Source organism: Lentzea californiensis (assembly GCF_024648825.1).
Taxonomy (GTDB): Bacteria; Actinomycetota; Actinomycetes; order Mycobacteriales; family Pseudonocardiaceae; genus Lentzea; species Lentzea californiensis.
The window spans coordinates 325654-348747 of sequence record NZ_JANBBE010000009.1; the positions used below are offsets into that span (position 1 = coordinate 325654).

29 protein-coding genes are annotated in these 23094 nt (G+C 70.5%); 17 read left to right on the forward strand and 12 right to left on the reverse strand.

What is annotated here, in order from left to right; genetic code table 11:
• Positions 1-7: 7 nt before the first annotated feature.
• Genes LX88_RS30345 through LX88_RS30355 form a run of 3 tightly spaced genes read left to right on the forward strand, consistent with a single transcriptional unit; the run spans position 8 to position 1565 of the window.
• Complete coding sequence (locus LX88_RS30345; RefSeq protein ID WP_258951185.1) at positions 8-334, forward strand: plasmid stabilization protein; 327 nt, start codon at positions 8-10, stop codon at positions 332-334.
• Position 335: 1 nt separating this feature from the next.
• Positions 336-998, forward strand: a complete 663-nt coding sequence (locus LX88_RS30350; protein WP_258951186.1) for a hypothetical protein — start codon at positions 336-338, stop codon at positions 996-998.
• A 12-nt stretch (positions 999-1010) separates the two neighbouring features.
• Entirely contained in the window at positions 1011-1565 is a 555-nt protein-coding gene (locus LX88_RS30355) for a hemerythrin domain-containing protein (protein WP_258951187.1), read from the forward strand.
• 119 nt (positions 1566-1684) lie between these two features.
• Here LX88_RS30355 and LX88_RS30360 read toward each other — a convergent pair whose 3' ends face one another.
• Positions 1685-2863, reverse strand: coding sequence for an MFS transporter (locus LX88_RS30360; protein ID WP_258951223.1), 1179 nt, complete (start codon positions 2861-2863; stop codon positions 1685-1687).
• A 115-nt stretch (positions 2864-2978) separates the two neighbouring features.
• Between LX88_RS30360 and LX88_RS30365 the strand changes: the two genes are divergently transcribed.
• From LX88_RS30365 to LX88_RS30385, 5 genes are read left to right on the forward strand one after another with little or no spacing between them, the layout of a single operon-like run.
• Positions 2979-3956, forward strand: a complete 978-nt coding sequence (locus LX88_RS30365) for an ABC transporter substrate-binding protein (RefSeq protein ID WP_258951188.1) — start codon at positions 2979-2981, stop codon at positions 3954-3956.
• On the forward strand, positions 3949-5010 hold the full coding sequence (locus tag LX88_RS30370; protein ID WP_258951189.1) for a FecCD family ABC transporter permease: 1062 nt from the start codon (positions 3949-3951) through the stop codon (positions 5008-5010). Before LX88_RS30365 ends, LX88_RS30370 begins: the two co-directional genes overlap by 8 nt.
• Positions 5007-5774 (forward strand): ABC transporter ATP-binding protein, encoded by a 768-nt coding sequence (locus LX88_RS30375; protein ID WP_258951190.1) that lies wholly within the window; start codon positions 5007-5009, stop codon positions 5772-5774. The genes LX88_RS30370 and LX88_RS30375 overlap by 4 nt, the downstream gene beginning before the upstream one ends.
• Before the next feature lie 12 nt (positions 5775-5786).
• A complete protein-coding gene (locus tag LX88_RS30380; protein ID WP_258951191.1) occupies positions 5787-6587 on the forward strand; it encodes a Rossmann-like domain-containing protein in 801 nt (266 codons plus the stop codon).
• Positions 6584-7630, forward strand: a complete 1047-nt coding sequence (locus tag LX88_RS30385) for a pyridoxal-phosphate dependent enzyme (RefSeq protein WP_258951192.1) — start codon at positions 6584-6586, stop codon at positions 7628-7630. Before LX88_RS30380 ends, LX88_RS30385 begins: the two co-directional genes overlap by 4 nt.
• Here the strand turns inward: LX88_RS30385 and LX88_RS30390 are convergent.
• The 4 genes from LX88_RS30390 to LX88_RS30405 form a co-directional block, all read right to left on the reverse strand.
• The gene (locus LX88_RS30390) at positions 7602-7781 is read right to left on the reverse strand and encodes a DUF3040 domain-containing protein (RefSeq protein ID WP_258951193.1); all 180 of its coding nucleotides are present in this window, start codon (positions 7779-7781) and stop codon (positions 7602-7604) included. The two genes, LX88_RS30385 and LX88_RS30390, sit on opposite strands and share 29 nt — an antisense overlap.
• A 66-nt stretch (positions 7782-7847) precedes the next feature.
• The gene (locus tag LX88_RS30395; protein WP_258951194.1) at positions 7848-8015 is read right to left on the reverse strand and encodes a hypothetical protein; all 168 of its coding nucleotides are present in this window, start codon (positions 8013-8015) and stop codon (positions 7848-7850) included.
• A 49-nt stretch (positions 8016-8064) separates the two neighbouring features.
• Positions 8065-8460, reverse strand: a complete 396-nt coding sequence (gene tsaA, locus LX88_RS30400; RefSeq protein WP_258951195.1) for a tRNA (N6-threonylcarbamoyladenosine(37)-N6)-methyltransferase TrmO — start codon at positions 8458-8460, stop codon at positions 8065-8067.
• Positions 8460-9857 carry a protein adenylyltransferase SelO gene (locus LX88_RS30405; RefSeq protein ID WP_258951196.1) on the reverse strand — a complete coding sequence of 466 codons (1398 nt, stop codon included), beginning with the start codon at positions 9855-9857 and terminating at the stop codon, positions 8460-8462. Before LX88_RS30405 ends, tsaA begins: the two co-directional genes overlap by 1 nt.
• A gap of 138 nt (positions 9858-9995) precedes the next feature.
• On the opposite strand from LX88_RS30405, the gene LX88_RS30410 reads away from it, so the two are divergent.
• The 3 genes from LX88_RS30410 (at position 9996) to LX88_RS30420 (ending at position 12383) form a co-directional block, all read left to right on the forward strand.
• Positions 9996-10913 (forward strand): COG4315 family predicted lipoprotein, encoded by a 918-nt coding sequence (locus LX88_RS30410; RefSeq protein WP_258951197.1) that lies wholly within the window; start codon positions 9996-9998, stop codon positions 10911-10913.
• 76 nt (positions 10914-10989) lie between these two features.
• The gene (locus LX88_RS30415) at positions 10990-11436 is read left to right on the forward strand and encodes a hypothetical protein (protein WP_258951198.1); all 447 of its coding nucleotides are present in this window, start codon (positions 10990-10992) and stop codon (positions 11434-11436) included.
• A gap of 32 nt (positions 11437-11468) precedes the next feature.
• Positions 11469-12383 carry a DUF6891 domain-containing protein gene (locus LX88_RS30420; RefSeq protein ID WP_258951199.1) on the forward strand — a complete coding sequence of 305 codons (915 nt, stop codon included), beginning with the start codon at positions 11469-11471 and terminating at the stop codon, positions 12381-12383.
• Here LX88_RS30420 and LX88_RS30425 read toward each other — a convergent pair.
• A complete protein-coding gene (locus tag LX88_RS30425) occupies positions 12346-12729 on the reverse strand; it encodes an HNH endonuclease (protein ID WP_258951200.1) in 384 nt (127 codons plus the stop codon). The two genes, LX88_RS30420 and LX88_RS30425, sit on opposite strands and share 38 nt — an antisense overlap.
• Positions 12713-13642 carry a LysR family transcriptional regulator gene (locus LX88_RS30430; RefSeq protein WP_258951201.1) on the reverse strand — a complete coding sequence of 310 codons (930 nt, stop codon included), beginning with the start codon at positions 13640-13642 and terminating at the stop codon, positions 12713-12715. The genes LX88_RS30425 and LX88_RS30430 overlap by 17 nt, the downstream gene beginning before the upstream one ends.
• A 109-nt stretch (positions 13643-13751) precedes the next feature.
• On the opposite strand from LX88_RS30430, the gene LX88_RS30435 reads away from it, so the two are divergent.
• From LX88_RS30435 to LX88_RS30450, 4 genes are all read left to right on the forward strand, one after another.
• Positions 13752-14735, forward strand: coding sequence for a TDT family transporter (locus LX88_RS30435; RefSeq protein ID WP_258951202.1), 984 nt, complete (start codon positions 13752-13754; stop codon positions 14733-14735).
• Between the two features lie 12 nt (positions 14736-14747).
• Complete coding sequence (locus LX88_RS30440) at positions 14748-16133, forward strand: hypothetical protein (protein WP_258951203.1); 1386 nt, start codon at positions 14748-14750, stop codon at positions 16131-16133.
• Positions 16134-16398: 265 nt separating this feature from the next.
• Positions 16399-16815 carry a DUF6292 family protein gene (locus tag LX88_RS30445; protein ID WP_258951204.1) on the forward strand — a complete coding sequence of 139 codons (417 nt, stop codon included), beginning with the start codon at positions 16399-16401 and terminating at the stop codon, positions 16813-16815.
• Positions 16816-16920: 105 nt separating this feature from the next.
• Positions 16921-17196 carry a hypothetical protein gene (locus LX88_RS30450; RefSeq protein WP_090073606.1) on the forward strand — a complete coding sequence of 92 codons (276 nt, stop codon included), beginning with the start codon at positions 16921-16923 and terminating at the stop codon, positions 17194-17196.
• Here LX88_RS30450 and LX88_RS30455 read toward each other — a convergent pair.
• From LX88_RS30455 to LX88_RS30475, 5 genes are all read right to left on the reverse strand, one after another.
• Positions 17193-17366, reverse strand: coding sequence for a hypothetical protein (locus LX88_RS30455; RefSeq protein ID WP_258951205.1), 174 nt, complete (start codon positions 17364-17366; stop codon positions 17193-17195). The two genes, LX88_RS30450 and LX88_RS30455, sit on opposite strands and share 4 nt — an antisense overlap.
• Positions 17363-17680, reverse strand: coding sequence for a hypothetical protein (locus tag LX88_RS30460; RefSeq protein ID WP_258951206.1), 318 nt, complete (start codon positions 17678-17680; stop codon positions 17363-17365). The genes LX88_RS30455 and LX88_RS30460 overlap by 4 nt, the downstream gene beginning before the upstream one ends.
• Positions 17681-17723: 43 nt before the next feature.
• On the reverse strand, positions 17724-17849 hold the full coding sequence (locus LX88_RS30465; RefSeq protein WP_258951207.1) for a hypothetical protein: 126 nt from the start codon (positions 17847-17849) through the stop codon (positions 17724-17726).
• A gap of 80 nt (positions 17850-17929) precedes the next feature.
• On the reverse strand, positions 17930-19744 hold the full coding sequence (locus LX88_RS30470) for a ricin-type beta-trefoil lectin domain protein (RefSeq protein ID WP_258951208.1): 1815 nt from the start codon (positions 19742-19744) through the stop codon (positions 17930-17932).
• A 43-nt stretch (positions 19745-19787) separates the two neighbouring features.
• The gene (locus LX88_RS30475) at positions 19788-21644 is read right to left on the reverse strand and encodes a discoidin domain-containing protein (RefSeq protein WP_258951209.1); all 1857 of its coding nucleotides are present in this window, start codon (positions 21642-21644) and stop codon (positions 19788-19790) included.
• Between the two features lie 99 nt (positions 21645-21743).
• Here LX88_RS30475 and LX88_RS30480 point away from each other — a divergent pair, with 99 nt between their 5' ends.
• Positions 21744-22748, forward strand: coding sequence for a LacI family DNA-binding transcriptional regulator (locus LX88_RS30480; RefSeq protein ID WP_258951210.1), 1005 nt, complete (start codon positions 21744-21746; stop codon positions 22746-22748).
• Positions 22749-22870: 122 nt separating this feature from the next.
• Positions 22871-23094: helix-turn-helix domain-containing protein (locus tag LX88_RS30485; protein ID WP_258951211.1), on the forward strand; the 224-nt coding region annotated here is incomplete at its 3' end.

A 23094-nucleotide genomic window follows, 5' to 3' on the forward strand; every position in this document is an offset into this window, starting at 1 on the left:
GGTCGTGATGCCCGCGGGATCGAATGCGAAACGCGAACGCCAGTACGAGCACATCAAGGACTCCGCCGAGGACCGGGGCGCCTCGCCGAAGCGCGCGAAGGAGATCGCCGCGCGCACGGTGAACAAGAACCGCGCACAGGCCGGTGAGTCCAGGACGGCGAGCAAGTCGTCCAAGAAGGACATGTCACCGCAGAAGCGCGGCGGGCAGCGATCGGGCACGAACCGCCCCAAGGGCCTCACGAAGGAACAGCTCTACAACGAGGCCAAGAAGAAGAACGTGAAGGGCCGTTCCACCATGACGAAGAAGGAACTCGCCGACGCGCTCGGACGCTGACGTGCAGGAAGTGGACAAGGCGTCGGCCCTGACGATCCTCACGATGGAGCACAACACGCTGCAGATGATCCGCACGGCGACGATCACCGACGCGACGGGACGAGCGGGCCACCTGCTGACGACGATCTCCGCGTCCATGATCGCCCTCGGGTTCGTCGCCCAGGTGGTGCCGCTGACGGTGCTGCTCACGCTGCTGCTGGTCGTCTTCACCGCCCTGTTCCTGATCGGGCTGGCAACCCTGTTCCGCACGGTGGAGCTGACCATCGAGGACGTCCAGGCGGGCTTGGGGATCAACCGCATCAGGGCCGTCTACGCCGAGCTCGAACCGTCCACCAGGGACGTGTTCGTGCGCCAGCTCCACGACGACACCCTCGGCGTCGAGGTCGACGCCGGCCAGACCGGCTGGCGCAAGGCCAGGCGGCCACGGCTGATCGGCACCGCGCTGGGGGTCGCGGGCCTCGTGAACCTCGTCAACGGACTCGTCGCCGGCGTGATCGCCGGCGCGGCTGCCGGCCTGCTCGGCCTCGCACTCGCGTGGTCGATCGTCGTCAGCGTCGCCGTCGCGATCGCCGTGTTCAGTGCTTTCGGCGTCGCGCTCGGCCGAATCGGACGGCGCGGTGTCGCGCCCATCTCCACGCGCTATCCGAGGAACCACCCGAACTGAAGGAGAACCACCATGCAGTACGACGTCGTCGACCTGATCATGCAGGACCACCGCGAGGTGGAGCGCCTGTTCGACGAGCTGAAGAACCACCCGGAGAAGCGGCCGCTGCTCACCCCGGTGCTCTGCGGCCTGCTCGTCGCCCACAGCCGCGCGGAGGAGGGCGAGGTCTACCCGGCCGCCAAGGACGCGGGCGGGGACGACGAGGTCGAGCACAGCCAGGAGGAGCACGCGGAGGCCGAGCAGCTGCTCGCCAAGCTCCTCGACACCGACTACGACTCGCCGCAGTACGAGAAGGCGCTGCAGGACGTCGTCGACTCCATCAACCACCACGTGGAGGAAGAGGAGAAGACGGTGCTGCCGGGCATGCGCAAGCGGCTCAGCGCGGAACGCCGGTACGAGCTCGGCGAGGCGTTCGCCCGCAGCCGCGCCGACCACCTCGGCGAGATGCCGGGCCAGGCCACGCGCGAGGAACTGCTCATGCAGGCCAAGAACCTCGGACTCGACGGTGTGTCGAGCATGTCGAAGGAGCAGCTGCGCAAGGAGCTGCAGAAGGCGGCTTCCTCCTGAGCGCCTGCCGGTACGAATGAACTCGTCGTGCGGCCTACTCGCGATCGCGGGTAGGCCGCACGTCTGCGCTCAGGCTCCGCAGGCGGTGAGCAACGCCAGGACCTGCGGGCGGGGCACCGTCATCGGCGCGGCCCGAAGTCGCGGGACGACGGTACGAGCGCGGCCAGTGCCGGTGCCACGAAGCAGATCACCGCGCAGGCGGCCAGCACGACCGGGGCGCCGAACGACGAGATCGCCGGTGCGATGAGCGCCAGGCCGACGGGTGCGAGGCCGTAGGACATCAGGAAGTCCAAAGAGGACACGCGGGCGAGCTTCGAGGGCTCGACCTCGCGTTGCGTCGCGGTGAACCACGGCACGTTGAACAGCTCGATGCCCAGTCCCGCGACGACGTAGGCGGCGATCACGACGAACGGGTGCACCGGCAGCAGCAGGCTCAGCGGTGCGAACCCGTACAGCGCCAGGCCGAACAGCGCGGTCCAGCCCGCGTGGCGTGGTCGCCAGCGCGCGATGAGGAGAGCGCCCGCCAGTGCGCCGAGCGTGTACGCCGTGAGTGCCCCGGCGAGCACGGCCTCGGTGTCGTAGCGGTCGCGGCTGACCAGCGGGAGGACCACGCCGGTCGCCGAGTAGCCGGTGGCGATCACGGCGGTCAGCGCGCCGAGCCCGGCCAGGAACCACGGGTGGCGGCGGGCTTCGCGCACGCCCTCCCAGAAGTCCGCCACGAAGCCGGAACCGCTGCCCGGTGCCGTGACTCCGGTGCCCGCGGGCGGGACCAGGGCGGCGACGAGCCACAGCGCGCCGATGCCGAGCAGGAGCACCTGCGTGTTCAGCACCAGGGCCAGCAACGCGGTCAGTCCCGGCGCCACCAGCGTGGTGACCCGCACCGACAACGTCATCGCGGCGTTGGCCTGCTGGCGCTGGTCACCCTCGACCACCTCGGCGGTCAGCGCCTGGAACGCCGGCCTGCACGCGCCCTGGCCCGCTCCCATCGCCGCCGCCGCGACCGCCGCGACCACCACTGAGTCGCCCACGAAGGCAGCGAGCACGGGTGCCGCGAGAGCCGACACGAGGCCGGACCACAGGACCACCTGGCGGCGGGCGTAGCGGTCGGCGAGGACTCCGCTCACCGGGACGGCGGCGAGGAAGCCCGCCGTGCGCGCGGCGAGCAGGACACCCAGTTCCACGGCCGTGATCGATCGCGACAGGACTGCCAGACCCAGCACGAACGGCAGCGCCCAGGTCGCGATGCCGGATGCGGTCGTCGCGGTCCAGAGGCGGAGAAATGTGGTGCTGCGCAGCACCGACGGGCTGCGCGCTGTGTCGTGGACCACGCTGTCGACCTTCCGGCAGGGTTGCAATGAAAATGATTGTCGTTACAGTAACGCACACCGTTCGAGTGAACTTCTGGAGGATCCGATGTCTCACCCCGGCCGATTCGGCCTGGCTCTGGTCGCGGTGCTCGCCGCGGGCTGCGCCACACCGGGAGGCGCCCAGGCGCCTGCGGCTCAGTCGGTGGTGGTGGACAGCTGCGGCAAGCAGCTCACGTTCGCCGGCCAGCCACAGCGGGTGGTGACGCTGGACCAGAACTCGACGGAGACGTTGCTGGCGCTGGGACTGCAGGACCGCATGGCCGGCACCGCCAACGTCAAGACCAAGGTGTCGCCCAGGTTCGCGGACGCCTACGCGAAGATCCCGGTGCTCTCGCCCAAGGTCCTCACCTCGGAGCCGTTGAGAGCGGCGAACCCGGACGTGGTGGTGGCGTCGTTCAAGGAGCTCTTCACCGCTGACCGCGCCGGCACGCGCGACGAGCTGGAAACCCTTGGTGTTCCTACGTTCGTGAGCGCGGTGAACTGCCCGGACGGCACGACCGCGCCGTTCGACCGGCTGTTCCGTGACTACGAGAACTTCGGCAGGATCTTCGGCATCCAGGACAGGGCGAACCAGCTGGCGGCCGACCAGCGCGCGGCCGTCGCCGAAGTCCAGGCCGTCAAACGGGATCCTGTCAAGGTCGTCTGGGTCTACTCGGTGTTCAAGGGTGTCCCGTACGTGGCGGGCCGGGACAGCATGCCCAGCCAGATGAGCAAGATCGCCGGTGCGGTCAACGTGTTCGACGACCTGGCCCAGGAGTGGCCTGAGGTGTCCTGGGAGGAGGTCGCCCGTCGCGACCCCGACGTGGTCGTCATCGGTGACCTGTCCGAACGCGGCAACCCCGGCGACAAGGCCGCCGAGAAGCTCGCGATGATGCGCGAACACCCGGCCGTCTCGCAGCTCGAGGCGTTGCGCGAGAACAAGGTCATCGAGCTGCCGGGCATCGAGATGGACCCGTCCGTGCGCACGGTCGACGCGCTCAAGGCCTTCGGAGCGAAGCTCGACGAGATCGCCGGCCGTGGCTGAGGCGGCTGTTCTCGATCCTGTCGTCCTCAAGACCCCGAAACCTCTGCGGCGCAGGAAGAACACGCTCGTCGTCGTGCTGAGCCTGGTCGTCCTCGTGGTGTCGATGGTGCTCGCCGTGCGGATCGGGGTGGGTGCGAGCTGGGCCGAGATCGGCCGGGCCGCGGGTGGACGCCTCGGGCTGCCGGTGCTCCCGTTGCCGCGCCTGCTCGACTCGTTGATCTGGGACCTGAGGCTGCCGAGGGTCCTGCTCGCGGCGCTCGTCGGGGCGGCGCTGGCGGTGTGCGGCGCGGTGCTGCAGAGCGTCACGCGGAACTCGCTGGCCGATCCGTACCTGCTCGGGGTGTCGTCGGGCGCCTCGACCGGCGCCGTGGTCGTGGTGGTGCTGGGGTTCGCGGGATCGCAGCTCGGCGTGACCGGCGGCGCGTTGATCGGCGCACTGGTGGCGTTCGGGTTGCTGATGCTGTTGCTCAGGCGCACCGGCCTGGACTCGTCGCGGATCGTGCTGACCGGTGTGGTCGTGGGCCAGCTGTTCGCGGCGCTCACGTCGTTGATCCTGCTGTCGTCCGGTGACGCCGACAGCATCCGCGCCGTCACCAACTGGCTGCTGGGGTCGCTCGCGTCGGCCCGGTGGACGTCCGTCGCGGTGTGCGCGGCCGTCCTCGCCGCGGGCCTGCTCGTGGTGTGGCTGTGCTCGGCCGCGCTGGACGGGTTCGCGTTCGGCACGGACACCGCGTCCTCGCTCGGCGTCGACGTCCGCACGACGCGTGCCGTGCTGCTGGTGACCACGTCCGTGCTGACCGCGGTCGCGGTGGCCGCCGTGGGCGCGGTCGGGTTCGTCGGGCTGATCGTGCCGCACGGTGTCCGGTTCCTCGTGGGGCCGTTGCACCGCAAGCTCCTGCCGTTGTCCGCGGTCGTGGGCGCGGTGTTCCTGGTCTGGACGGACGCGCTCACCCGCGTGGTGTTCTCGCCGCTGGAGGTGCCGGTGGGCGTGTTCACCGCGCTGGTCGGCGTGCCGCTCTTCCTGCTGGTGCTGCGCAAGCGGGGTGAGCTGTGAGGATCGAGGTGGAGAACCTGAGCTGGGGTGTGCCGGGCAAGACCATCGTCAGGGACGTCACGCTGGCGGTCGAGCCGGGGGAGACGGTCGGGCTGATCGGGCCGAACGGGTCCGGGAAGTCGTCGTTGCTGCGGTGCGTGGCCGGTCTGCGCACGCCGACGGCAGGGGTGGTGCGGTACGACGGCGTGGAGATCGCGTCGTGGCCCGCCCGTGAACGGGCGCGCAGGATGGCGTTCGTCGAGCAGACGGCCGACACCGACAGCGATCTGCGGGTGTCCGAGGTGGCCATGCTCGGCCGGACCGCGCACCGGTCGCGCTGGCGTGGTCCCGATGCCGCCGACCACGAGATCGTCGCCGCCGCGTTGGAGCGGCTGGACCTGACGGCGCTGGCCGACCGGCCGTGGAAGCAGTTGTCCGGTGGTGAACGGCAGCGCACCCACCTGGCGCGGGCGCTGGCGCAACGCACGGCCGGGCTGCTGCTGGACGAGCCGACGAACCACCTGGACGTGCGCCACCAGCTCGAACTGATGGAGCTGGTGGGCGGCACGCCGCAGACCGTTGTCGTGGCATTGCACGACCTCGCGCTGGCCGCTCGCTACTGCGACCGGCTGGTCCTGATGCACGGCGGCACGGTCGTCGCGGACGGCGCCGCCGCCGACGTGCTGACCGCGCCGTTGCTGCGCGAGGTGTTCGACGTGGAAGCCGAGATCGGGCGCGACAGCCTGGGCCACCTGGCCGTCGGGTATCGCGAACCGGTCCGCTGAAAGGGGGAAGAAATGTCCACTGTGGATGATCTGATAGCAGGGGTGCTGGAGGGCCGGCACGGTCCCGATCCCGCGGAGGTGGCGGCCACCAGCGTGTTCTGGGTGCACCACGGCACCAGACTGGCCGGTGGCGGCACCACCTACCGCAACCAGTACGTGCTGGCCCGCGTCGGAACGGCGTTCGGCGCGTGCGCGTTCGCGGAAGGCGACGCCGACCCGGCGGTGTGCGCGAACTACTCCGGCGCTCCCGTCGCGACGCTGCTGACCGAGGCCCCGGCCCCGGTGCGGGTCGCGGCACTCGACGCCTACCTCGGCAGCGTCCGTCCACATCGGACCTCGGACGCCGAGCGGGTGCTGCTGCCCTCCGGCACACCGGAGGAACGGGCGCGTGCCCGCGACGCCGCCGTGGCCGGCCTGCTCGACGTGCCGCCGGGCGCCAAGGTCGCGCTGATCGGCGTGGTGAACCCGCTGGTGGCCGCGATCCGCGAACGCGGCGCCGACTGCCTGCCGTGCGACCTCTCGCTGCGCACGACGCAGTGGGGCGACCCGGTGACGCCGGACATGCGGGACGTCCTCGGGGTCGCGGACGCCGTCGTGGCGACGGGCATGACGATCGGCAACGGCACGTTCGACGAGATCCTGCGCTCCTGCCGTTCGCGGGAGATCCCGCTGATCGTCTACGCCCAGACCGCGAGCGCGGTCGCCCGCCACTTCCTCGGTGAGGGCGTGACGGCGCTGTCCGCGGAGCCGTTCCCGTTCTCGCAGTTCAGCGCCGACGAGACCGCGCTGTACCGCTACCGAGCCCGAACATGAGAGAAGACGTGGACCACCACATCGCCGACGCGCTCAGCCGTCCCGCCCTGGTACGCCTCGACTCCCGCACCCTCTGCCTGCGCTTCGAGACCATGAAGGTCGCCTCGGCCCTCGAAGCCGTCCGCCACCTCCTCGAACGCGGCACCATCGCCCGCGGGGACACGCTGGTCGACAGCTCCAGCGGCATCTACGCGCACGCCCTGGCGCTGGCCTGCCACCGCCACGGCCTGCACTGCCACATCGTCGCGTCCACGACGGTGGACCTGACGTTGCGCACGCAGCTGGAGATCCTCGGCGCCACCGTGGAACCTATGCCGCCGTCGCCGAGCCTCAAGCTCGACCAGAGCCGCCGGGTGGCACGGGTGCGGGAGATCCTGCGCGACCACCCGCGGCACCACTGGATGCGCCAGTACCACGACGACGTCCACTACCGCGGCTACCGGCCGATCGCCGACCTCATCCGCTCCCACGCCGACTGCTCCAGGCTGTCGGTCGTGGGCGGCGTGGGCACGGGTGCGTCGACGGGCGCCCTGACGTCGTTCCTGCGCGAGACCGCGCCCGAGGTGGAGCTCGTCGGCGTGCAACCGTTCGACAGCGTCACGTTCGGCAGCGAGCACGTGCACGACCCGGAGATCATCATCGCCGGGATCGGCAGCTCGATCCCGTTCGGCAACGTCGACCACACGCTTTACGACACGGTGCACTGGTTCGGCTTCGACGCCGCGCTGTCCGGCAGCGTCGCCCTGCTGCGCGAACACGCGATCTTCGCCGGCCTGTCGGCGGGGGCGGCGTACCTGGCGGCCCGGTGGGAGCAGCGGCTGGACCCGGACCGGCACGTCGTCGTGCTGGCACCGGACACCGGCCACCGCTACGTCGACGCGGCCTACTCCCGGCACGCCGAGGCACCGGCGCCGGAGGACCTGCGGCCACGGCAGATCAGCTCGCTGAGCGACATGGACCTGCCGTGGTCCCGGATGCGCTGGAACCGGGCGGAGGCACCACCGAACGCGGCCGTCAGCCGGCCGATCCCGGTCGCCTCCTGAAAGCCAGCGCGGCCAGCACGGCGACCGCGCGCTGACGCAGGTTCCTCTGCGAGCAGGGACCTTCGCTCAGCGCGCGGGCCAGGTCCGGGTCGGAGACCCGGAAGCGGCCCTCGATGTCGATGAGCTGCTGATGTTCCTCTCGACTGAGCATGGCGTGCTCCAGAGTCGGTCCGGCGGTGGCACACCGCCCGTACCCGGCTCTTCGCTGTTCAAACCTCTAAATCGGCTTCGGTTCCGGCGGCAGCGGATCCGGGTCCGGCCCAGGCGGGCGCAGGGGGTCCGGGTCCGGGCCGGGCGGCTGGGGCTGGTCGGGTCCGGTGGGACGCGGCTGGTCCGGGCCCGGCGTGGTCGGCACGGGCTCCGCGGGCGGAACTGGTTGGCTCATGACCGAGGGGTACCCGCCGGTCAAACCCTTCGCACCGATCGCCGGCAGGTCAGCGTTCCGGGCCCAGGACCGGCTTGACGTCGATGATCGGCGTGCCGTCGATGGCCTCCAGGTGCGCCACCCGCACCCCGAGGCCGTCCACCGCCGTGATCCGGACGTGGTGCAGGCCGATGGGGTTCGGCCGGTCCGGCGACCGCGTGGCGAACACGCCGGTCTCCGGCCGGTCCAGATCGTCGCGGGGGTGCACCGCCAGCACCGACCTGTCGGCGCGGTCGAGCCAGGTGAGGACGAGGACCTCCTGGCCCGCTTCCAGTTCCCGCATCGCCCGTGCGTACTCGGGCGCGAACACGAGCAAGGCCTCCGGCGCTCCCTCGTCCGCCTGCTTGGGCGCGGAAGAGCGGTCGGTGAGGGGCGATTCGACGTGGCCGATCGGCTGCAGCTTCATCAAGTCCCGCAGTAGGTCCGGTAGGTGGCACTGAAGTCCTGCGGCGCAGGGGCCGCGAAGTATTCCAGGCCGGGCCGTTCGCCGAACGGGGAGGTAACCGCTTTCAGCAAACGGTCGAACGGACCCATGTCCCCGGCCGCCCCGGCCGCCAGCGCCTCCTCCACGAGGTGGTTGCGCGGCACGTAGACGGGGTTGACCCGGTCCATCGCCCCGCCGTCCGGCTTGAGCTCCCGCCAGCGCGCGAGCCACGCGTCGATGGCCGCGAGGTCCAGGAACAGCGAACGGGCCGGCTCCGCGTCACCCCTGGCCGCCTTGCCGAGCAGGTGGAAGAACGACGTGAAGTCCACGTGGTTCTCGTGCATCAGTGCGAGCAGGTCCTCGAGCAGGGGCTTGACGTCACCGGACACGCCGAGCTTCGCCCGCATGCCGCCGGTCCAGGCCTCCTCGAAGTGCGCGTCGAACGTCCGCAGCGTCGCGAGGGCGAGCGAGACGGCCTCGTCCTCGTCGTCGGCGAACAGCGGCAGGAGGGCTTCGGCGAGGCGGGCGAGGTTCCACTCGGCGATGATCGGCTGGTTGCCGTACGCGTAACGGCCGCGGTGGTCGATGGAGCTGTACTTCGTCGTCGGGTCGTAGGCCTCCATGAACGCGCACGGGCCGTAGTCGATGGTCTCGCCGGAGATCGTCATGTTGTCGGTGTTCATCACGCCGTGGATGAAGCCGACGAGCATCCACCGGGCGATCAGGGACGCCTGGGCGGCGACGACGTGCGCGAAGAGCTCCAGGTAGGTGCTGCCGGGGTGGTGGCGGGCGATCGCGTGGTCGGCGAGGCGGCGCAGCAGGTCCAGGTCGCCGGTGTTGCGGGCGTACTGGAAGCTGCCGACGCGCAGGTGCGAGGCGGCGATCCTGGCCAGGACGGCGCCCGCCAGCGGTTCCTCGCGCTGCACGACGTGGCCGGTGGACACGACGGCCAGCGCTCGGGTCGTGGGGACGCCCAGGGCGTGCATGGCCTCGCTGACGACGTACTCCCGCAGCATCGGGCCGACCGCGGCCAGCCCGTCGCCGCCGCGGGCGAACGGGGTGCGGCCGGAGCCCTTCAGGTGCAGGTCGCGGAGACGGCCCTCGGTGTCGGTCAGTTCACCCAGCAGGAGCGCGCGGCCGTCGCCGAGCCTGGGGGAGTAGCCGCCGAACTGGTGACCGGCATAGGCCTGTGCGACACCCTTGCCGCTCACGAGGAAGGGCAGGCCGTCAGCACGCAGCCAGGCGGGATCGAGGCCGAGCTCCGCCGCGAGCGGCTCGTTGAGTGCCAGGAGTTCCGGTTCGCCGACCGGGACGGCCTCCCAGGAGACCGCCATCTCCGGTACCGCGTTCGCGAAGTCGCTGCTCAGGCTGATGTTCACGCCTCCAACGGTACCGGGTGAGCTCCGCGGTGACTGTGATCGCGCTCTCACCTCGAACCCGGTTGAACCTTCCGGGCAGGCCGTACGTGAATGCGGATGAACAGGTTGGCGAAAGTCCACTCAGGAATGAGAAAAACAATGCGTCGCAAGCAAGTTGGGCTCGTTGCTGCCCTTTTCGCGGTCGGTGTCGTCGCTCTGACGGCCTGTGGTCAGGGTGCCGCGCAGTCCGGATCTGCCGTTCCCGCAACGGAACCGGCCCAGGAGGCGCAGCGGGCGTCCACCGATGAGTCCGGTGTGGACTTCCTGCGCGGATCGGCGAACTCCAACAAGGCCGACCAGAACAGCGGTGACCGCGCTCCGGCCGCTGCTTCCCCTGAGGTGAAGCAGAAGTGGGTCGAGCTGCGCGTCGCGAACGCCGGCGGTCTGGAGCCCGCCGTCGTCAACGGGAAGGGACTCACGGTCTACTGGTTCAGCGACGACCCCGTGAAGGGCGGAGTGTCCAACTGCAACGGTGACTGCGCGAAGACGTGGCCGCCGATCACGGTCACCAAGGGCACCAAGCTCTTCTTCCCCGGCATCAAGCGGGAGAACATCGGCTTCGTCAAGCGTCAGGACGGCGCGGTCCAGGTGGCGATCGGAGGCCGCCCGGTCTACCTGTTCAACAAGGACGAGAAGCCCGGCGACATCAAGGGCCAGAACGTCGGCAACAAGTGGTTCGTGATCAACCCCGAGGGCAAGCGCGCCGTCGCTCCCGCCGAGGCTCCCGCCACCCAGCCCGCCCCGCCGGCCCCCGGCGCCAAGCCCGCGAACTCGGTGACCTTCTTCACCGGCAAGAACTTCGACGACTTCAGCGGCGACAACTTCGCGACCGGCGTCAAGGTCGAGGCCCAGTGCGCCGACCTCCGCGGTGGCTTCAAGTCGCTCTCCCCGGACGGCGCCGTGAAGATCTGGTCCGAGCCGGGCTGCAAGGGCAAGTCCGCCGTCGTGAGCGACGACGTCGCCGACACGACCGCGCTCGGCTTCCCGAACGGTGTGAGGTCCTACATCCGCGCGTGAACCTGATCGGGTGAACGCAGGGCCGCCAGAGCCTCCCCGGCTCTGGCGGCCTCGCCGTCTCGCTACTCTGCTCGGCATGCGCTACTCCGCCATTGCGCTGGCTTTCCTCCTGATCGGGTGCGGCACCGGGACGTCGTCCCTGCCCAGGATCACCCCGGCCGTGACCTCGGCCACCGGCTCGCCGCTGCCGGACCTGCAGCCCCGGCTCGACGCGATCGGCGTCCTGCTCACGGACTGCGCCGCCCGGCTGCGCGGCGAACCCGTCGCGCCCGCCGACAACTGCAACCACGTCATGCCGGACGTGACGGGGGTGATCGACGAGGCCGAGAAGCAGTCCGCCAAGCTGCCGCCCGCCGGCCAGGCCGCGATCAGCGAGGTGCGTCGCCAGCTGACCGAGATCGTGCCGTGCGAGCCGTGGTTCGCGGCCGGCGGTGTGAGCGAGGACGGGCAGCTCAACGCCCGCTGCAAGAAGGCGTGGGACGCGCTCTACAAGGGGTACAACGCCGTTCGCAACTCGGCTTAGGACAGGACCTGGGCCGTCGTTAGAGTCTCCGCATGCTCGAGATCAAAGTGGAGACGGAGAACGGGGAGCGGCACGTGCGCGTGTCCGTCGAGGCGCTGGCCGCTCTGGTGCGGCGCATCGGTGGTGCGGACGACCGGTTCCTGGTCGTCCAGCGGGTGCCCGACCTGCCCGGTGTCTTCGCCCAGGTCTGGCACGAGACCGGCGGCGACTACTCGGTCGAGCACCGCGACGGCGGCGCCGACCGGCACTTCACGGCGACGGCCGGGCTCGACGGCACGATCGCGGCGCTCACGGGCTGGGCGCGCCAGGACGCCGGGTGGGACAGCGGTCTCACGTGGTCGTCGCTGGGCCTGCCGCCCGCGCCCGCGGTGCCGCCGCTCGACCTCGGCGACGACGCCCGCGCGCAGCTGGAGGAACGGGTCCGCGAGGCGCTGACCGGCGGTTATTCCACCCGTGCTCAGCTCACCGAGCTCGCGGAGGAGTACCTGGTCACCGAGGACAGCCGGCCCGTGTCACGCGAGCAGGCGGCGGCGCTGGTTGACCGGTTGTGGCTCGAGCGAGTCGCGCAGCAGGTCACGTGGCAGGGCGAGACCGATCCCGAACGCCTCACCCGCGCGTTCGCCGCGCTGGAGCAGGCCGGCATCACGGCCCGCGAGAACTTCACGTGCTGCCGCAACTGCGGCCAGGACGAGATCGGCGGCGAGAGTGCGCCGGATGCGCGCGGCTTCGTCTACTTCCACAGCCAGTGCACGGATTCCGCCGCGGCCGGGCACGGGCTGACGCTGCTGTACGGCGGGTTCGACGGAACGGCCGAGACCACCACGGCCATCGGCGACGAGGTGGTGGCGGCGCTGGAGGCGGCAGGCCTTCAGACGACGTGGGACCGCGACCCCGGCCGGTCCATCAAGATCACTCCTCTGGACTGGCGCCGGCGTCTGGTGGGATGACGAAGCGAGCGGTCAGCTCGTTCGAGATCTCGTAGTGGCGCACCAGGAACGTGCGCTCGTCGAGCTTCTTGCGCCGCAGCCAGCCCGTCACCTCGGCGTTGCACTTGCTGGCGTTGCACGACCCGCACGCGGGCACGACGTTGCCGAGCGTGTAGCGGCCGCCGCGCGAGATGGCCTGCACGCAGTCCTTCTGCAGCGAACCGGCCGGAGCCGCGCAGTACGCGCAACCGCCCCACGACGTCTTGAGGGCGTCCCACTGCGCGTCGGTGAGGTCGTGAACGACGCGAGCCATGCGCTTCTTGCGCTTGCGCGCGGCGCGAACCTGTTTGCTACCGCCGGTCGGCACGGTGGGTGAGAGTACGCGTCGCGATGGTCAGCAGGTCGGAGGCGGGGCCCCGGGGTGTCCGGCCGGACGGCCAGACCGCCCTCAGGTCGCGGTGCAGGTCCACCTCGCCGACCTCGACGCGGACGAGCGCGCGTGCGGCGATGTCCGTGGCCACGGTGTGGAGGCTGAGCACGGCAGGGCCGATGCCGCCGATCGCGGCCGCCTTGATCGCCGTGGTCGACGACATCTCCAGCAACGGCGCCGCGAACTCGCCGATGCCCGCGACGCCCAGGGCGTGCTCCCAGGCCTGCCGCGTGCCCGAACCGGACTCCCGGCTGACCATCGGCGTCGCGGCCGCCTTCGCGGCGGCGACCCGGCGGCGCCTGGCCCAGGGGTGCGCGGGTGCGACGACGAGGACGAGCTCGTCCGTGGCGACGACGCGGCTCGCCAGGCCCGCCGGCACGTCGGTGCTCTCCACGAACCCCAGGTCGGCCTTCCCGGCCAGGACCTGCTCGGCGACGTGCACCGAGTTGCCCGCCGACAGCACGGTCGCCGTGTCCGGGCTGACGGACCGCAGCGCGATCAGCCACGCGGGCAGCAGGTACTCGGCCACGGTGAGGCTCGCGGCGATCCGGAGGTGGCTCTGCCGGTCCGCGCGCAGGCTGGTGATGCCGGCGTCGAGGTCCGCCGCCCGGACGATCACCTGCGCCGCCCAGCCGGCCACCAGCTGACCCGCCGTGGTGAGCCGCGCGCCGCGTGAGGTGCGTTCCAGCAACGTCACGCCGACGCGGGCCTCGAGGGTCCTGAGCCGCTCGCTGGCACTGGGCTGCGACATGCCGTGCGCCTTGGCCGCCCGGCCGATGCTGCCCAGCTCGGCGACGCTCAGCAGGAGGTCGAAGCTGGTCAGGTCGGCGACCCTGGGCGGAAGAGGCATAGGGGTAGCCTATGTCCACATCGGCGATCGGTGTCTACCGAGGCAGGCCCGGCGCGAGGATTGTCATGTCGTGACCGCTCTCGCACCTCGACCACACCGTGCCCCAGAGGTGCGACGAGCGGCGCCTTTCGGCCCGAACCTCTTCGCGTCCGTGATGGGGACGGGGATCGTCGCCACGGCCGGTGCCTCGATGCCCGGCCTGCACACCGCCGCCACGTACGTGTGGGCGCTGGACGCCGCGCTCCTGGCGTTCCTGGTGGCCGCGGCTCTGCGGCGCTGGACGTGGAGGACGGTGCGCGCACAGCTCGCCGACCCCGTGATGGCCCAGTTCTGGGGCGCGCCGCCGATGGCGCTGATGACCGTCGGCACCGGAGCGCTGCTGCTCGGGAAGGACTGGATCGGGCTGCCCGCGGCACTGGCCGTCGACTGGACGCTGTGGACGATCGGCACGGTGCTCGGGCTGGCGACGTCGGTGCTGGTGCCGTTGCGGATGATCGGCAGCGGCGAACGCGCGTTCGCCGGGTGGCTGATGCCCGTGGTGCCGCCGATGGTGTCCGCCGCCTCCGGCGCCCTGCTGGCGCAGCACCTGCCGGAAGGGTCCTCGCGGCAGGCCGTGGTGCTCGGCTGCTACGCGTTGTTCGGCGTCAGCCTGTTCGCGACGATGGTGATCGTGCCGCAGATCTGGCAGCGGCTGGTGCAGCACGGCCTGGGCGCGGCCTCGACCGTGCCGACGCTGTGGATCGTGCTCGGGCCGCTGGGCCAGTCGATCACCGCGGCGAACCTGCTCTCGGGCGTGCCCGTGCTGCCGGGTCAGGTCGCGTTCGGCGTGTTGTACGGCACGATCACGTGGGGCTTCGCCCTGCTGTGGGTCGCGCTCGCGGCGGCCGTCACCGTGCGGACCGCGCGGCGCGGGCTGCCGTTCGCGTTGACGTGGTGGAGTTTCGTGTTCCCGCTCGGCACGCTGGTGACCGGCACGAGCGCGCTCGCGGTCCGGGTGCCGTCGGCGATGTTCTCCGGAGTCGCCGTGGTGTTGTACTGCGCGTTGGTGTTCGCGTGGGCCACCGTGGCCGTGCGCACGATGTTCCAGCGGTAGAGTGTCCCGGACATGGGGGACTACAGCGCCAGCGAAGAAGGTCCGGACGTGCGGTACGTCGTCGTTCACGTTGCCGGGCAACGGCTTCCGTTCGCCGTCGTGCGGCTGACCGGTGAGGTCGAGGAGTCCTTCACGCACGACCTGCGCTGGGAGCCCTCGGACCTGCTGAGCCGCGTTCCGTCCGAACCGGACTGGCAGGCCCGCGACGTGAACGTCGGCCACGCCAACGAGTTCCTGGCCGAGATGGTCAAGACGGTCCGCGCGCGGTCGTACGAGTCGGAGCTGATCGACTACACGTACTACGGATCGTTCAAGCAGGCCTCGGACGTGCTCGACCTGACCACTGTGGACCGGTTGATCCGCCGGCCGGAGGGCCAGGTCGAGGAGGAGTACGCCGGGCACGAGACGTGGGAGCCCAGCGACAAGCTCCACCGCATCGACTCCGGCCTCGACGTGCACGAGGAGTACATCGCGCTGAGCCTCACCGAGGCGGCGTACGTCAAGCGGCTCGTCGACGCGCAGTGGGACCGGGGCTGCTCCCACCACGTCGTCCTCGTGGACGGCCTGCCGGTCGCCGCCGTCACGAAGGTGGTGGACGACCCGGACGGCGAGCACGGTGAGCTCGCGTTCACCGGTGAGCCGGAGCCACAGCCGTCGAGACTGCTCGCCCAGGCCACCCGCGAGCCGCGCATGACCGCCGTGCGGACGTCCATGGCGAGCGTCGTCGAGACGATGGCGCGCCTCACCATCCGCCGGCGGACCGCGCGGGCGCAGGAGACGGCCGGGTACGCGGTCTTCCACCGGCTGACCGACGTCCTCGACCTCGACTCGGCGTACGACGTCGTGCCGAAGCTCAAGCCCCGGCACGAGTTCTCCCTGCCGCTCACCGGTGCCGAGCGCACCGCCCTGGCCGCGCGCCTGCGCGTCCGCAACGCCCGCCGGGCCGCCCGGCCGATCGGCGGCCACTTCTACTTCGCCGTCTTCCGGCGCCTGCGCGAGGTCACGAACCCGGACAAGGCGTACTCGCTCCTCCGCGGCCCCGCTGACGGCTCCGAGCAGTGGGAGATGTTCCTGCGCGACGGCCAGTGGCTGCGCACGAGCAAGCCGCGCACGCTGATCACCCTGCCGCTCACCAGGTCCGGCCTCACCCGCGTCACGCGCAGGATCGCCTCGGCGGAGCCCCGCTTCGTCGAGATCCGCGCCGAGAAGGGCCGGGTCGCGTTGCTGCGTCTCACCGGCGGCGTCGAGGAGACCTCGCAGGGCACCGGCTGGGTGCCGTCCGAGCTGCTGGGGCGGTGGCAGGACGAACCGGGCTGGGTGATCTCCGAAGCGGATCCCGCCGGCGCCGAGCCACCTCTGCCGCTCAGTCCGGCGGAGCTGGAGCGGTCGGCTCGCTGATCGTCCGGTAGCGCACGTGCAGCTCAGCGACCTGCGCAACGACCACCGAACGCGACCTCGCCCGCGTTCCAGTGCTGTTCCAGCAGGGGTGCACCGCGAGACGAACGCGTTCCGCGGCCGACGAAAGCCGGCTGGTGGCGCGACTGAACCGATACCTCACCGTACGAACGTCCTGAGAAGCGTTTGCCGACACCCCGCACGGGTATCCGACCTGCGCAGAACTGGGTGTACGGCTGACGGAGGCACGGCTCGCATGGACCGCGACATGACGATCGACTTCGGCTTCGACTTTCCCTTCGACATCGACTTCGACGACTCGGTGGCGCGCGACGTCCAGCGCTACGTCCGCGAGGTCGTCTCCAAGCTGGGTCTGCGCGGTGACAGCTCGTGCGTCGAGATGACGCCGCGTGTCAGTGCGTACGTGGCTCTGGACGGGCGCCTGCCAGGCTTCCCCGACCACTACGTGGCGCTCGTGTGGAACGAGCAGAGCGGCTGGTCGGTGGCGGTCGAGGACCGGCTGGGCGAGCTGGTGGAGGTGGCACGGCTCGGTGGTGAGCCGCGCCCGGCGCCCGCCGTGGTGGCCGGCTGGGTGGACCGCGTGCTGCACGAACACGTGCGGGAGCAGGGCAACCGCGACTTCGCCGCCTTCGTGCCGGTGCAGCGCGCCGGCCTCCTGTCGTAACCGAAGCCGAAAAGTCTCGTTTGACCGTTGGGCAGCGCGGGTAGTCAGGTGCGCGTCAAGCAGTCGGCGCGCCCCTGACCCCCGACTGTCCGCAAGGCGGAGCACATGAACACCAAGGCATTCGACCGGGCGATCTGCGACGCCCTCGTCCTCCTCCGCACGACGGCCGGAGGGGATCTCGCCGACCAGGCCGAGCAGGCGCGGAAGTGCCTGGCCAAAGCCGTGAACGACTCGCCAGGAGTGCCCGCGCGGGCGTTGGAGCACGTGGCGGCCGCCGATGAGCACCTGGAGTACGGCGAGCTCATGGAGGCGCGGACGTTGCTGACCGCGGCGCGGGGCTTCCTGCCTGGACGGCGGGCCGTCGTCCCAGCTCGCGCCTAAAGGCTTCGCTGGTCCATGCCGCCCTCGTCGTGAGGCTCTGACTCGTCACGTCCCCGGTACGGGCCGCCGGGGTTCTCGTCGGCGTAGGTCGGCCTGGTGTGCTCGCCGCCGATGTCGGCGTCCTCGAGTTCGCTCTCCGCCGTCACGCGGTCGGGTTCCGGCGTGCTCATCGCCACTCCTCCTGCCAGTCGTGGTCGGTGTCGTAGGCGGCTGCCAGCAGCCGCAGCACCGCCTGGTCGTCGCTGTGCTCGACCTCGGTGCGGAGCTGGGTGAGCTTCTCGGGGAACGGCACGGGGTTCCGTTCCTCCGCCGCCTGGATCGGCCCGGGCAGCAGGAGCAGGCCGGAGCCGTCGTCGGAGCGCGTGATGCGCAACCTGCCCCGGTCCTCGGCCTCGTCGAGCAGCGGCAACTCGCCCCGTGCCAGGCGCTGCTCGTCCTCGGTCAGCTGATCGAGGACGAAGCGCCGGAGTTCCTCGTTGTCCATGGTGCGGGGGTATCCACTGGACGGCGGGGCATGCCTGGAGAACTCAGTCCGGTGGCTCGCTCGCGTCCTCGGTCGTCTCCTGCGGGATCTCGGGCTCCTGGACGTCGAGGTCGTCGAGACTCGGGGTGCCCGGCGAGTGGGGTGCTTCCGGGTTGACGGGATCGGTCATGTCTCGCGGTTACCCGTGCCGCCCGGCCTCAAGCACCGGAACGGAAAGGCCGGTGTGCTGGACACCGGCCTTCCCCTCACCTACGCGGGCACGGTCCACCGTTGGTTGGCCCCGCCCGTGCAGGACCAGATCTGCAGCTTCGCGCCGTCGGCCGTGTTGTTGCCGATGACGTCCAGGCACTTGTTGCTGCCCGCGTTCACCAGCGTGCCGCCGGAGGCCGTCCACCTCTGGTTGGGGCCGCCGAAGCAGTCCCACAGCTGGACCGCCGCGCCGTCCGCCGTCCCGTTGCCGGTGACGTCGAGGCACTTGCCGAGGCCGCGCACCGTGCCGTCCGCCTGCAGGGTCCACGTCTGGTTCGGGCCGCCGAAGCACGTCCACAGCTGCGGGAGGTTGCCGTTCGCGGTCGAACCGTCGGTGACGTCGAGGCACTTGCCGCCCAGGCCCGTGATGGCGCCGGTGCGCCCGCCGGGCTGGCCGGGGTCGAGCGTGCCGGGCCAGGTGAACGTCGCCATCGCGCCGGCCGGCAGGGTGTAGCCGAACGTCTGGCCGCCGTAGGAGACGCGGAAGTTCTGCTGGCCGCCCGAGTTCAGCGCGACGAGCACGATCTGACCGTTCGGGTTGCGGAAGGCGACGTTCTGGATGCCGCCCTCGCCGTAGCCGGTCGAGTCGATGCGGACGGCACCGGGCTGCACGAACTTCGACAGGTGGCCGAGGACGTAGTACTCGGCGTTGTAGGTGACGTTGCCGCCGCTGGTCGTGACGACGCCCGTGCAGTTGGTGCAGCTGCCGATCACCGGGCCGTTGTTCTGGTCCAGCGCCATGTTCCAGATGGCGACGGTCCGCGCGTGGTTGCGCGTCGCGCCGATCGCCAGGTTGATGCCCTGCCAGCGCAAGGTGTCGCGGAACGTCGCCGCGTCGCTGGCCGACTTGGTGCCGGAGCACTCGGTGAAGAAGACGTCCTTGCCGGGCTGGTTGTTCTTCACGATCGACTGCCGGCTGGGGTCGCCGCCGTAGCAGTGCCACGCGGAACCGATCACGTTGCCGCCCGCGCCGTTGTTGACGGTCTGCGCGTAATCGACGTTGTCCCAGTTGTGGTCGTAGCCCAGCAGGCGGGCCTGCTCACCGGCGGCGCGCAGCTTCGGCACCAGGGTGTTGATGACGTTGACCTGCTGTTGCGGCGACATGTACATGCCCGGGTAGCCCGGCGGTTCGAAGAGAGGCTCGTTCTGCACGCTCAGGTAGTCGATCGGGATGCCCGCCGCCTTGTAGGCCTGGGCGAACTTGACCAGGTAGTCGGTGTAGACCCCGATGCGGCTGTCGTTGAGCGAACCCCGGATGAGGTTGTTGTTGTTCTTCATCCAGGCCGGTGCGCTCCACGGCGTCGCCATCACGGCGAGCTGCGGGTTGAGCTGCTTGGCCTGTTGCAGCAGCGGCAGGATGTACGGCCGGTCGTGGTCGATCGAGAACCGCGAGAGCGACGGGTCCGCCGCGCCGTCGTCGTAGGTGTAGAAGCTCCGGGAGAAGTCGGTCGAGCCGATCGGCTGGCGGATGAAGCTCATGCCGATGCCGTTGGTCTTGTCGAACAGGTTGGACATGATCTCGTTGCGGCGCGGCGAGTTGAAGATGTTCCACGCCGCCGCGTCCGTGAACGACGCGCCGAAGCCCACCATCGACTGGTAGGTGGAGTTCGGGTTCACGGTGATCGTCGACCCGGTGCCACCCGAGCCGAACGTCACGTCCGCCTGTTTGGTCAGTGCGTTCGACTTGTCGGCGGTGGTCAGCCACACGCTCGCGTTCGTCGCCGCGGTGGCGGCGGGGGAGACCAGGGTGCTTCCCGCCGTCACCACGGCTGCCGCGATCGCGATGCCGCGCCAGCGTTTTGTCGTCATTGACATGAAGCGCTCCTTGCAGGGGTTTGGGCGCCCGACAGCACTTTCTTCAGTTGTACAAACGGAAGTCGGCGATGCTCCACCAGTTGCTCACGGCACCGGTGGACGTGATGCGGAGGTAGCGCGCGCTCGTGCGGCGGACGTCGATGTTCGTCAGCTGGCCCACGCCCGCGCCGGACGCGATCGAACGCCAGGACGTGCCGTCGTCGCTGGCCGAGAGCTCCCAGTTGCGGGCGTAGTCACCGAGACTGCCGCCGGAGTCCACGGCCACGCGGCGGAAGTCCCTGCGGCGCCCCAGGTCGACCTGCAGGAACTGGCCGGGGGCCTGTGCCGCGCCGTTCGACCACCGGGTCGACGCGTCGTCGTCGATCGCGAGCGCACCGTCGGGAAAGGCGGTGGCGCCGGTCAGCGGTACGGCGTCGAGCTTGCCGCGGAGCTGGCTCGTCCAGGTGAACGTCGCCAGTGCGCCGCCCGGCAGCGTGTACTCGAAGGTGCGGTCGCCGACGTTGACCGCGAACGACCGCGGTTCGTCGTGCTGGTTGTGCACCACCAATGCCGTGGAACCGTCCGGGTTGCGGAACGCGGCGTCCATGATCTGGCCGTTCCAGCCGGTGGTGCCGAACGACGTGCTGGCGATGCGGCGCGCGCCGGGCTTCACGAACTTCGAGAGGTGGCCGATGGTGTAGTACTCGGCGTCGGTGACGACCGACCCGTCCGGCTGCACGGTGACGAGGCCGGTGCAGGTGCCGCAGCCGCCGTTGTGCGGGCCGCCGGTGCTGTCGAGCGCGATGTTCCAGTTCACCGCGCTCCGCGCCCAGTTGCGGGTGGTGCCGAGGACGACGTTGCGGGCGTGCCAGCGCAGGGTGTCGCTGAAGACCTTGGCGGGCGGGTCGGTGGCGCCCTTGGAACCCGAGCACTCGGTGAACCAGATCCCCTTGTCCGGGAAGGCGTTGCGCAGTGCCGTCTGCGCGCTCGGGTCGCCGTAGTAGCAGTGGTACGCGGTGCCGGCGAGCCACTTCGCGGCCTTGCTGTTCAGGATCTGGTACGGGTAGTCGGTTTCCGCCGAACCGTCGTTCGGGTGCGTGGCCCAGTTGTGGTCGTAACCCAGGATCTTGGTGCGCGGACTGGCGAGCCTGAGCTTCGGGCCGAGCGCCTCGATCACCTTGACCTGCGCCGCGACGGGCATGTCCGTGCCGGGGTAGGCGTCGGGCGTGCGGTTCTGCGGCTCGTTCTGCACGGACAGGAAGTCGACCGGCACACCGGCCCTCGCGTACGCCTGCACGAACTTCACGAGGTAGCGCGCGTAGGCGTCGTAGACCTTCGGGTCGTCCTTGAGATTACCGCCGACTAGCGAGTCGTCGTCCTTCATCCACGCCGGCGGGCTCCACGGCGTGGCCATCACCTTCAGGCGCGGATTGAGGCGCTTCGCCTCGCGCAGCAACGGGAGGATCTTCGCCTCGTCGTGGCGGACGCTGAAGTGGCGGAGCGGGAAGTCGGTCTGCCCGGCCGGCACGTCGTCGTAGGTGTAGTGCTCCGCGGCGGCGGTGAAGTCGGACGAACCGACGGGCTGGCGCAGGAAGCTGACACCGATGCCGTGCACGGGGTCGAAGAGCTTGCGCATGGTCTCGGCGCGCACGGCCGGGGCGAGGCCCGCGAGCAGCTCGGCGGACGAGTCGGTGATGGACGCGCCGAAGCCGTCGACCTCCTGGTAGCGGCGGCCGGGGTCGACCACGATCGTCGGATGCGCCGACTCGCCGGTGCCGAAGGTGACGCGCGGCCGTTCGTGCATCAGCTCCGCGCGGTCGGGCGTGGTCACCCACACCCGCACCTGAGGCGCGCTGGACGCCTCCGCCGTCGGTACGGCGGTGAGGCCGAGCACCAGGGCCACGATCGCGGTTCGTCTCATGTAACACCCAATCATCACTGTGAAACGTCAGCTTCCAGGATGAAACACCCGGCCGTGTCGAGGGTCAATGGTCTGGAGGATTTCCGGTACATTGACCTGGTGGAACGCAAGATCGAACACGTGAAACAGCGCGCGAGTCTCCGCGACATCGCGGCGGAGACCGGCGTGTCGATCGCGACCGTGTCCCGGGTGCTGAACGATCACGTCAGCGTCGCCCCGCGGACCCGTGACCTGGTGCTCCAGGCCGTAGAACGGCGCAGGCAGGAGACGCCGGCGAGGCTCAGGACCGTCTACGTCCGGTGTCCGTACGTGCTCACCGACTACTTCGGCCTGATCGTCTCCTCGATCGCCGAGACGCTGAAGCTGCACGGCCTGCGCCTGCTGCTCGACGCGGGGGAGTCGGGCCAGCAGAGCGACGCGCTCAAGGCGTTGCCGCGCGAGGCCGGCGTCGACGCCGCGATCCTCATCCTGCCGCCGGAGGAGGGGGACGAGCTGGTCGCCCTGTCCGAGTCGGGCTTCCCGTTCGTCGTGGTCGACCCCCGCACCCCGCCACCGCCGGACATCGCCGCGGTCTCGGCCGCGCACTCGTCCGGGGCGCGGGCCGTCGCCGACCACCTGATCGGCCTCGGCCACCGCGACATCGCCGTCATCGCCGGGCCGGAGGAGTGGCTGGCGGGCGACGCGCGCCTGGCGGGCCACCGCGCGGCACTGGCCAAGGCGGGCGTTCTGCTGACGCCGGACCGGCTACGGCACGTGGAGGCCACCACGGCGCACGGCAAGCGCGCCGCGGCGGAGTTGCTCGACCTGGAACCCCGCCCCACCGCCATCGTCTGCTTCAACGACAAGGTCGCCGTCGGCACGTTGCAGGCCGCACGGGAACGAGGGCTGCGCGTGCCGGAAGACCTGTCGGTGGCCGGGTTCGACGACATCGACCTGGCCGAGGCGACCGACCCGGGGCTCACGACGGTGCGGCAACCGTTGCAGGAGATGGGCCGGATCGCCGTCACACAGCTCATGCGCGTGCTGGACGGGCATCAGCCGGAGGCGTTGCACATAGAGCTGGCGACGACGCTGGTGGTGAGAGGATCCACAGCCGCCGTCTAAGCCTGTTGCCAGAAGTTGTGTCTGTAACTCGCGAGAGTTGACCTTGCCGGGAACGTGAAGAGCCTCGTCGTGTTGGATTCGGTTACCACACCTGAACCCACCACAACGAGGCCTTCACCAGTATGCGCCCAGCGCATGTCTACGCCGATCTGACCCCTGCCCAGCACATCGAACTGGTCACCGCGCTACACGGACCATGCCGAGTCGCCGCCCGAATCGTCATCGTCCTGCTGTCCGCATCCGGAATGAGCGCGCCCGAGATCGCCGAGCTGCTGCACTACGAGCCGGTCACCGTGCGCCGCTGGATCGCACGGCACACCCGCGACGGCATCACAGGGCTGCCCGA

Coding starts and splice junctions, on each gene's coding strand:
- LX88_RS30345 (WP_258951185.1), top strand. CDS start 8: ATGCCCGCGGGATCGAATGCGAAACGCGAACGCCAGTACGAGCACATC.
- LX88_RS30355 (WP_258951187.1), top strand. CDS start 1,011: ATGCAGTACGACGTCGTCGACCTGATCATGCAGGACCACCGCGAGGTG.
- LX88_RS30365 (WP_258951188.1), top strand. CDS start 2,979: ATGTCTCACCCCGGCCGATTCGGCCTGGCTCTGGTCGCGGTGCTCGCC.
- LX88_RS30380 (WP_258951191.1), top strand. CDS start 5,787: ATGTCCACTGTGGATGATCTGATAGCAGGGGTGCTGGAGGGCCGGCAC.
- LX88_RS30385 (WP_258951192.1), top strand. CDS start 6,584: ATGAGAGAAGACGTGGACCACCACATCGCCGACGCGCTCAGCCGTCCC.
- LX88_RS30390 (WP_258951193.1), bottom strand. CDS start 7,781: ATGCTCAGTCGAGAGGAACATCAGCAGCTCATCGACATCGAGGGCCGC.
- LX88_RS30395 (WP_258951194.1), bottom strand. CDS start 8,015: ATGAGCCAACCAGTTCCGCCCGCGGAGCCCGTGCCGACCACGCCGGGC.
- tsaA (WP_258951195.1), bottom strand. CDS start 8,460: ATGAAGCTGCAGCCGATCGGCCACGTCGAATCGCCCCTCACCGACCGC.
- LX88_RS30410 (WP_258951197.1), top strand. CDS start 9,996: ATGCGTCGCAAGCAAGTTGGGCTCGTTGCTGCCCTTTTCGCGGTCGGT.
- LX88_RS30415 (WP_258951198.1), top strand. CDS start 10,990: ATGCGCTACTCCGCCATTGCGCTGGCTTTCCTCCTGATCGGGTGCGGC.
- LX88_RS30420 (WP_258951199.1), top strand. CDS start 11,469: ATGCTCGAGATCAAAGTGGAGACGGAGAACGGGGAGCGGCACGTGCGC.
- LX88_RS30430 (WP_258951201.1), bottom strand. CDS start 13,642: ATGCCTCTTCCGCCCAGGGTCGCCGACCTGACCAGCTTCGACCTCCTG.
- LX88_RS30440 (WP_258951203.1), top strand. CDS start 14,748: ATGGGGGACTACAGCGCCAGCGAAGAAGGTCCGGACGTGCGGTACGTC.
- LX88_RS30445 (WP_258951204.1), top strand. CDS start 16,399: ATGACGATCGACTTCGGCTTCGACTTTCCCTTCGACATCGACTTCGAC.
- LX88_RS30450 (WP_090073606.1), top strand. CDS start 16,921: ATGAACACCAAGGCATTCGACCGGGCGATCTGCGACGCCCTCGTCCTC.
- LX88_RS30455 (WP_258951205.1), bottom strand. CDS start 17,366: ATGAGCACGCCGGAACCCGACCGCGTGACGGCGGAGAGCGAACTCGAG.
- LX88_RS30460 (WP_258951206.1), bottom strand. CDS start 17,680: ATGGACAACGAGGAACTCCGGCGCTTCGTCCTCGATCAGCTGACCGAG.
- LX88_RS30465 (WP_258951207.1), bottom strand. CDS start 17,849: ATGACCGATCCCGTCAACCCGGAAGCACCCCACTCGCCGGGCACCCCG.
- LX88_RS30470 (WP_258951208.1), bottom strand. CDS start 19,744: ATGTCAATGACGACAAAACGCTGGCGCGGCATCGCGATCGCGGCAGCC.
- LX88_RS30475 (WP_258951209.1), bottom strand. CDS start 21,644: ATGAGACGAACCGCGATCGTGGCCCTGGTGCTCGGCCTCACCGCCGTA.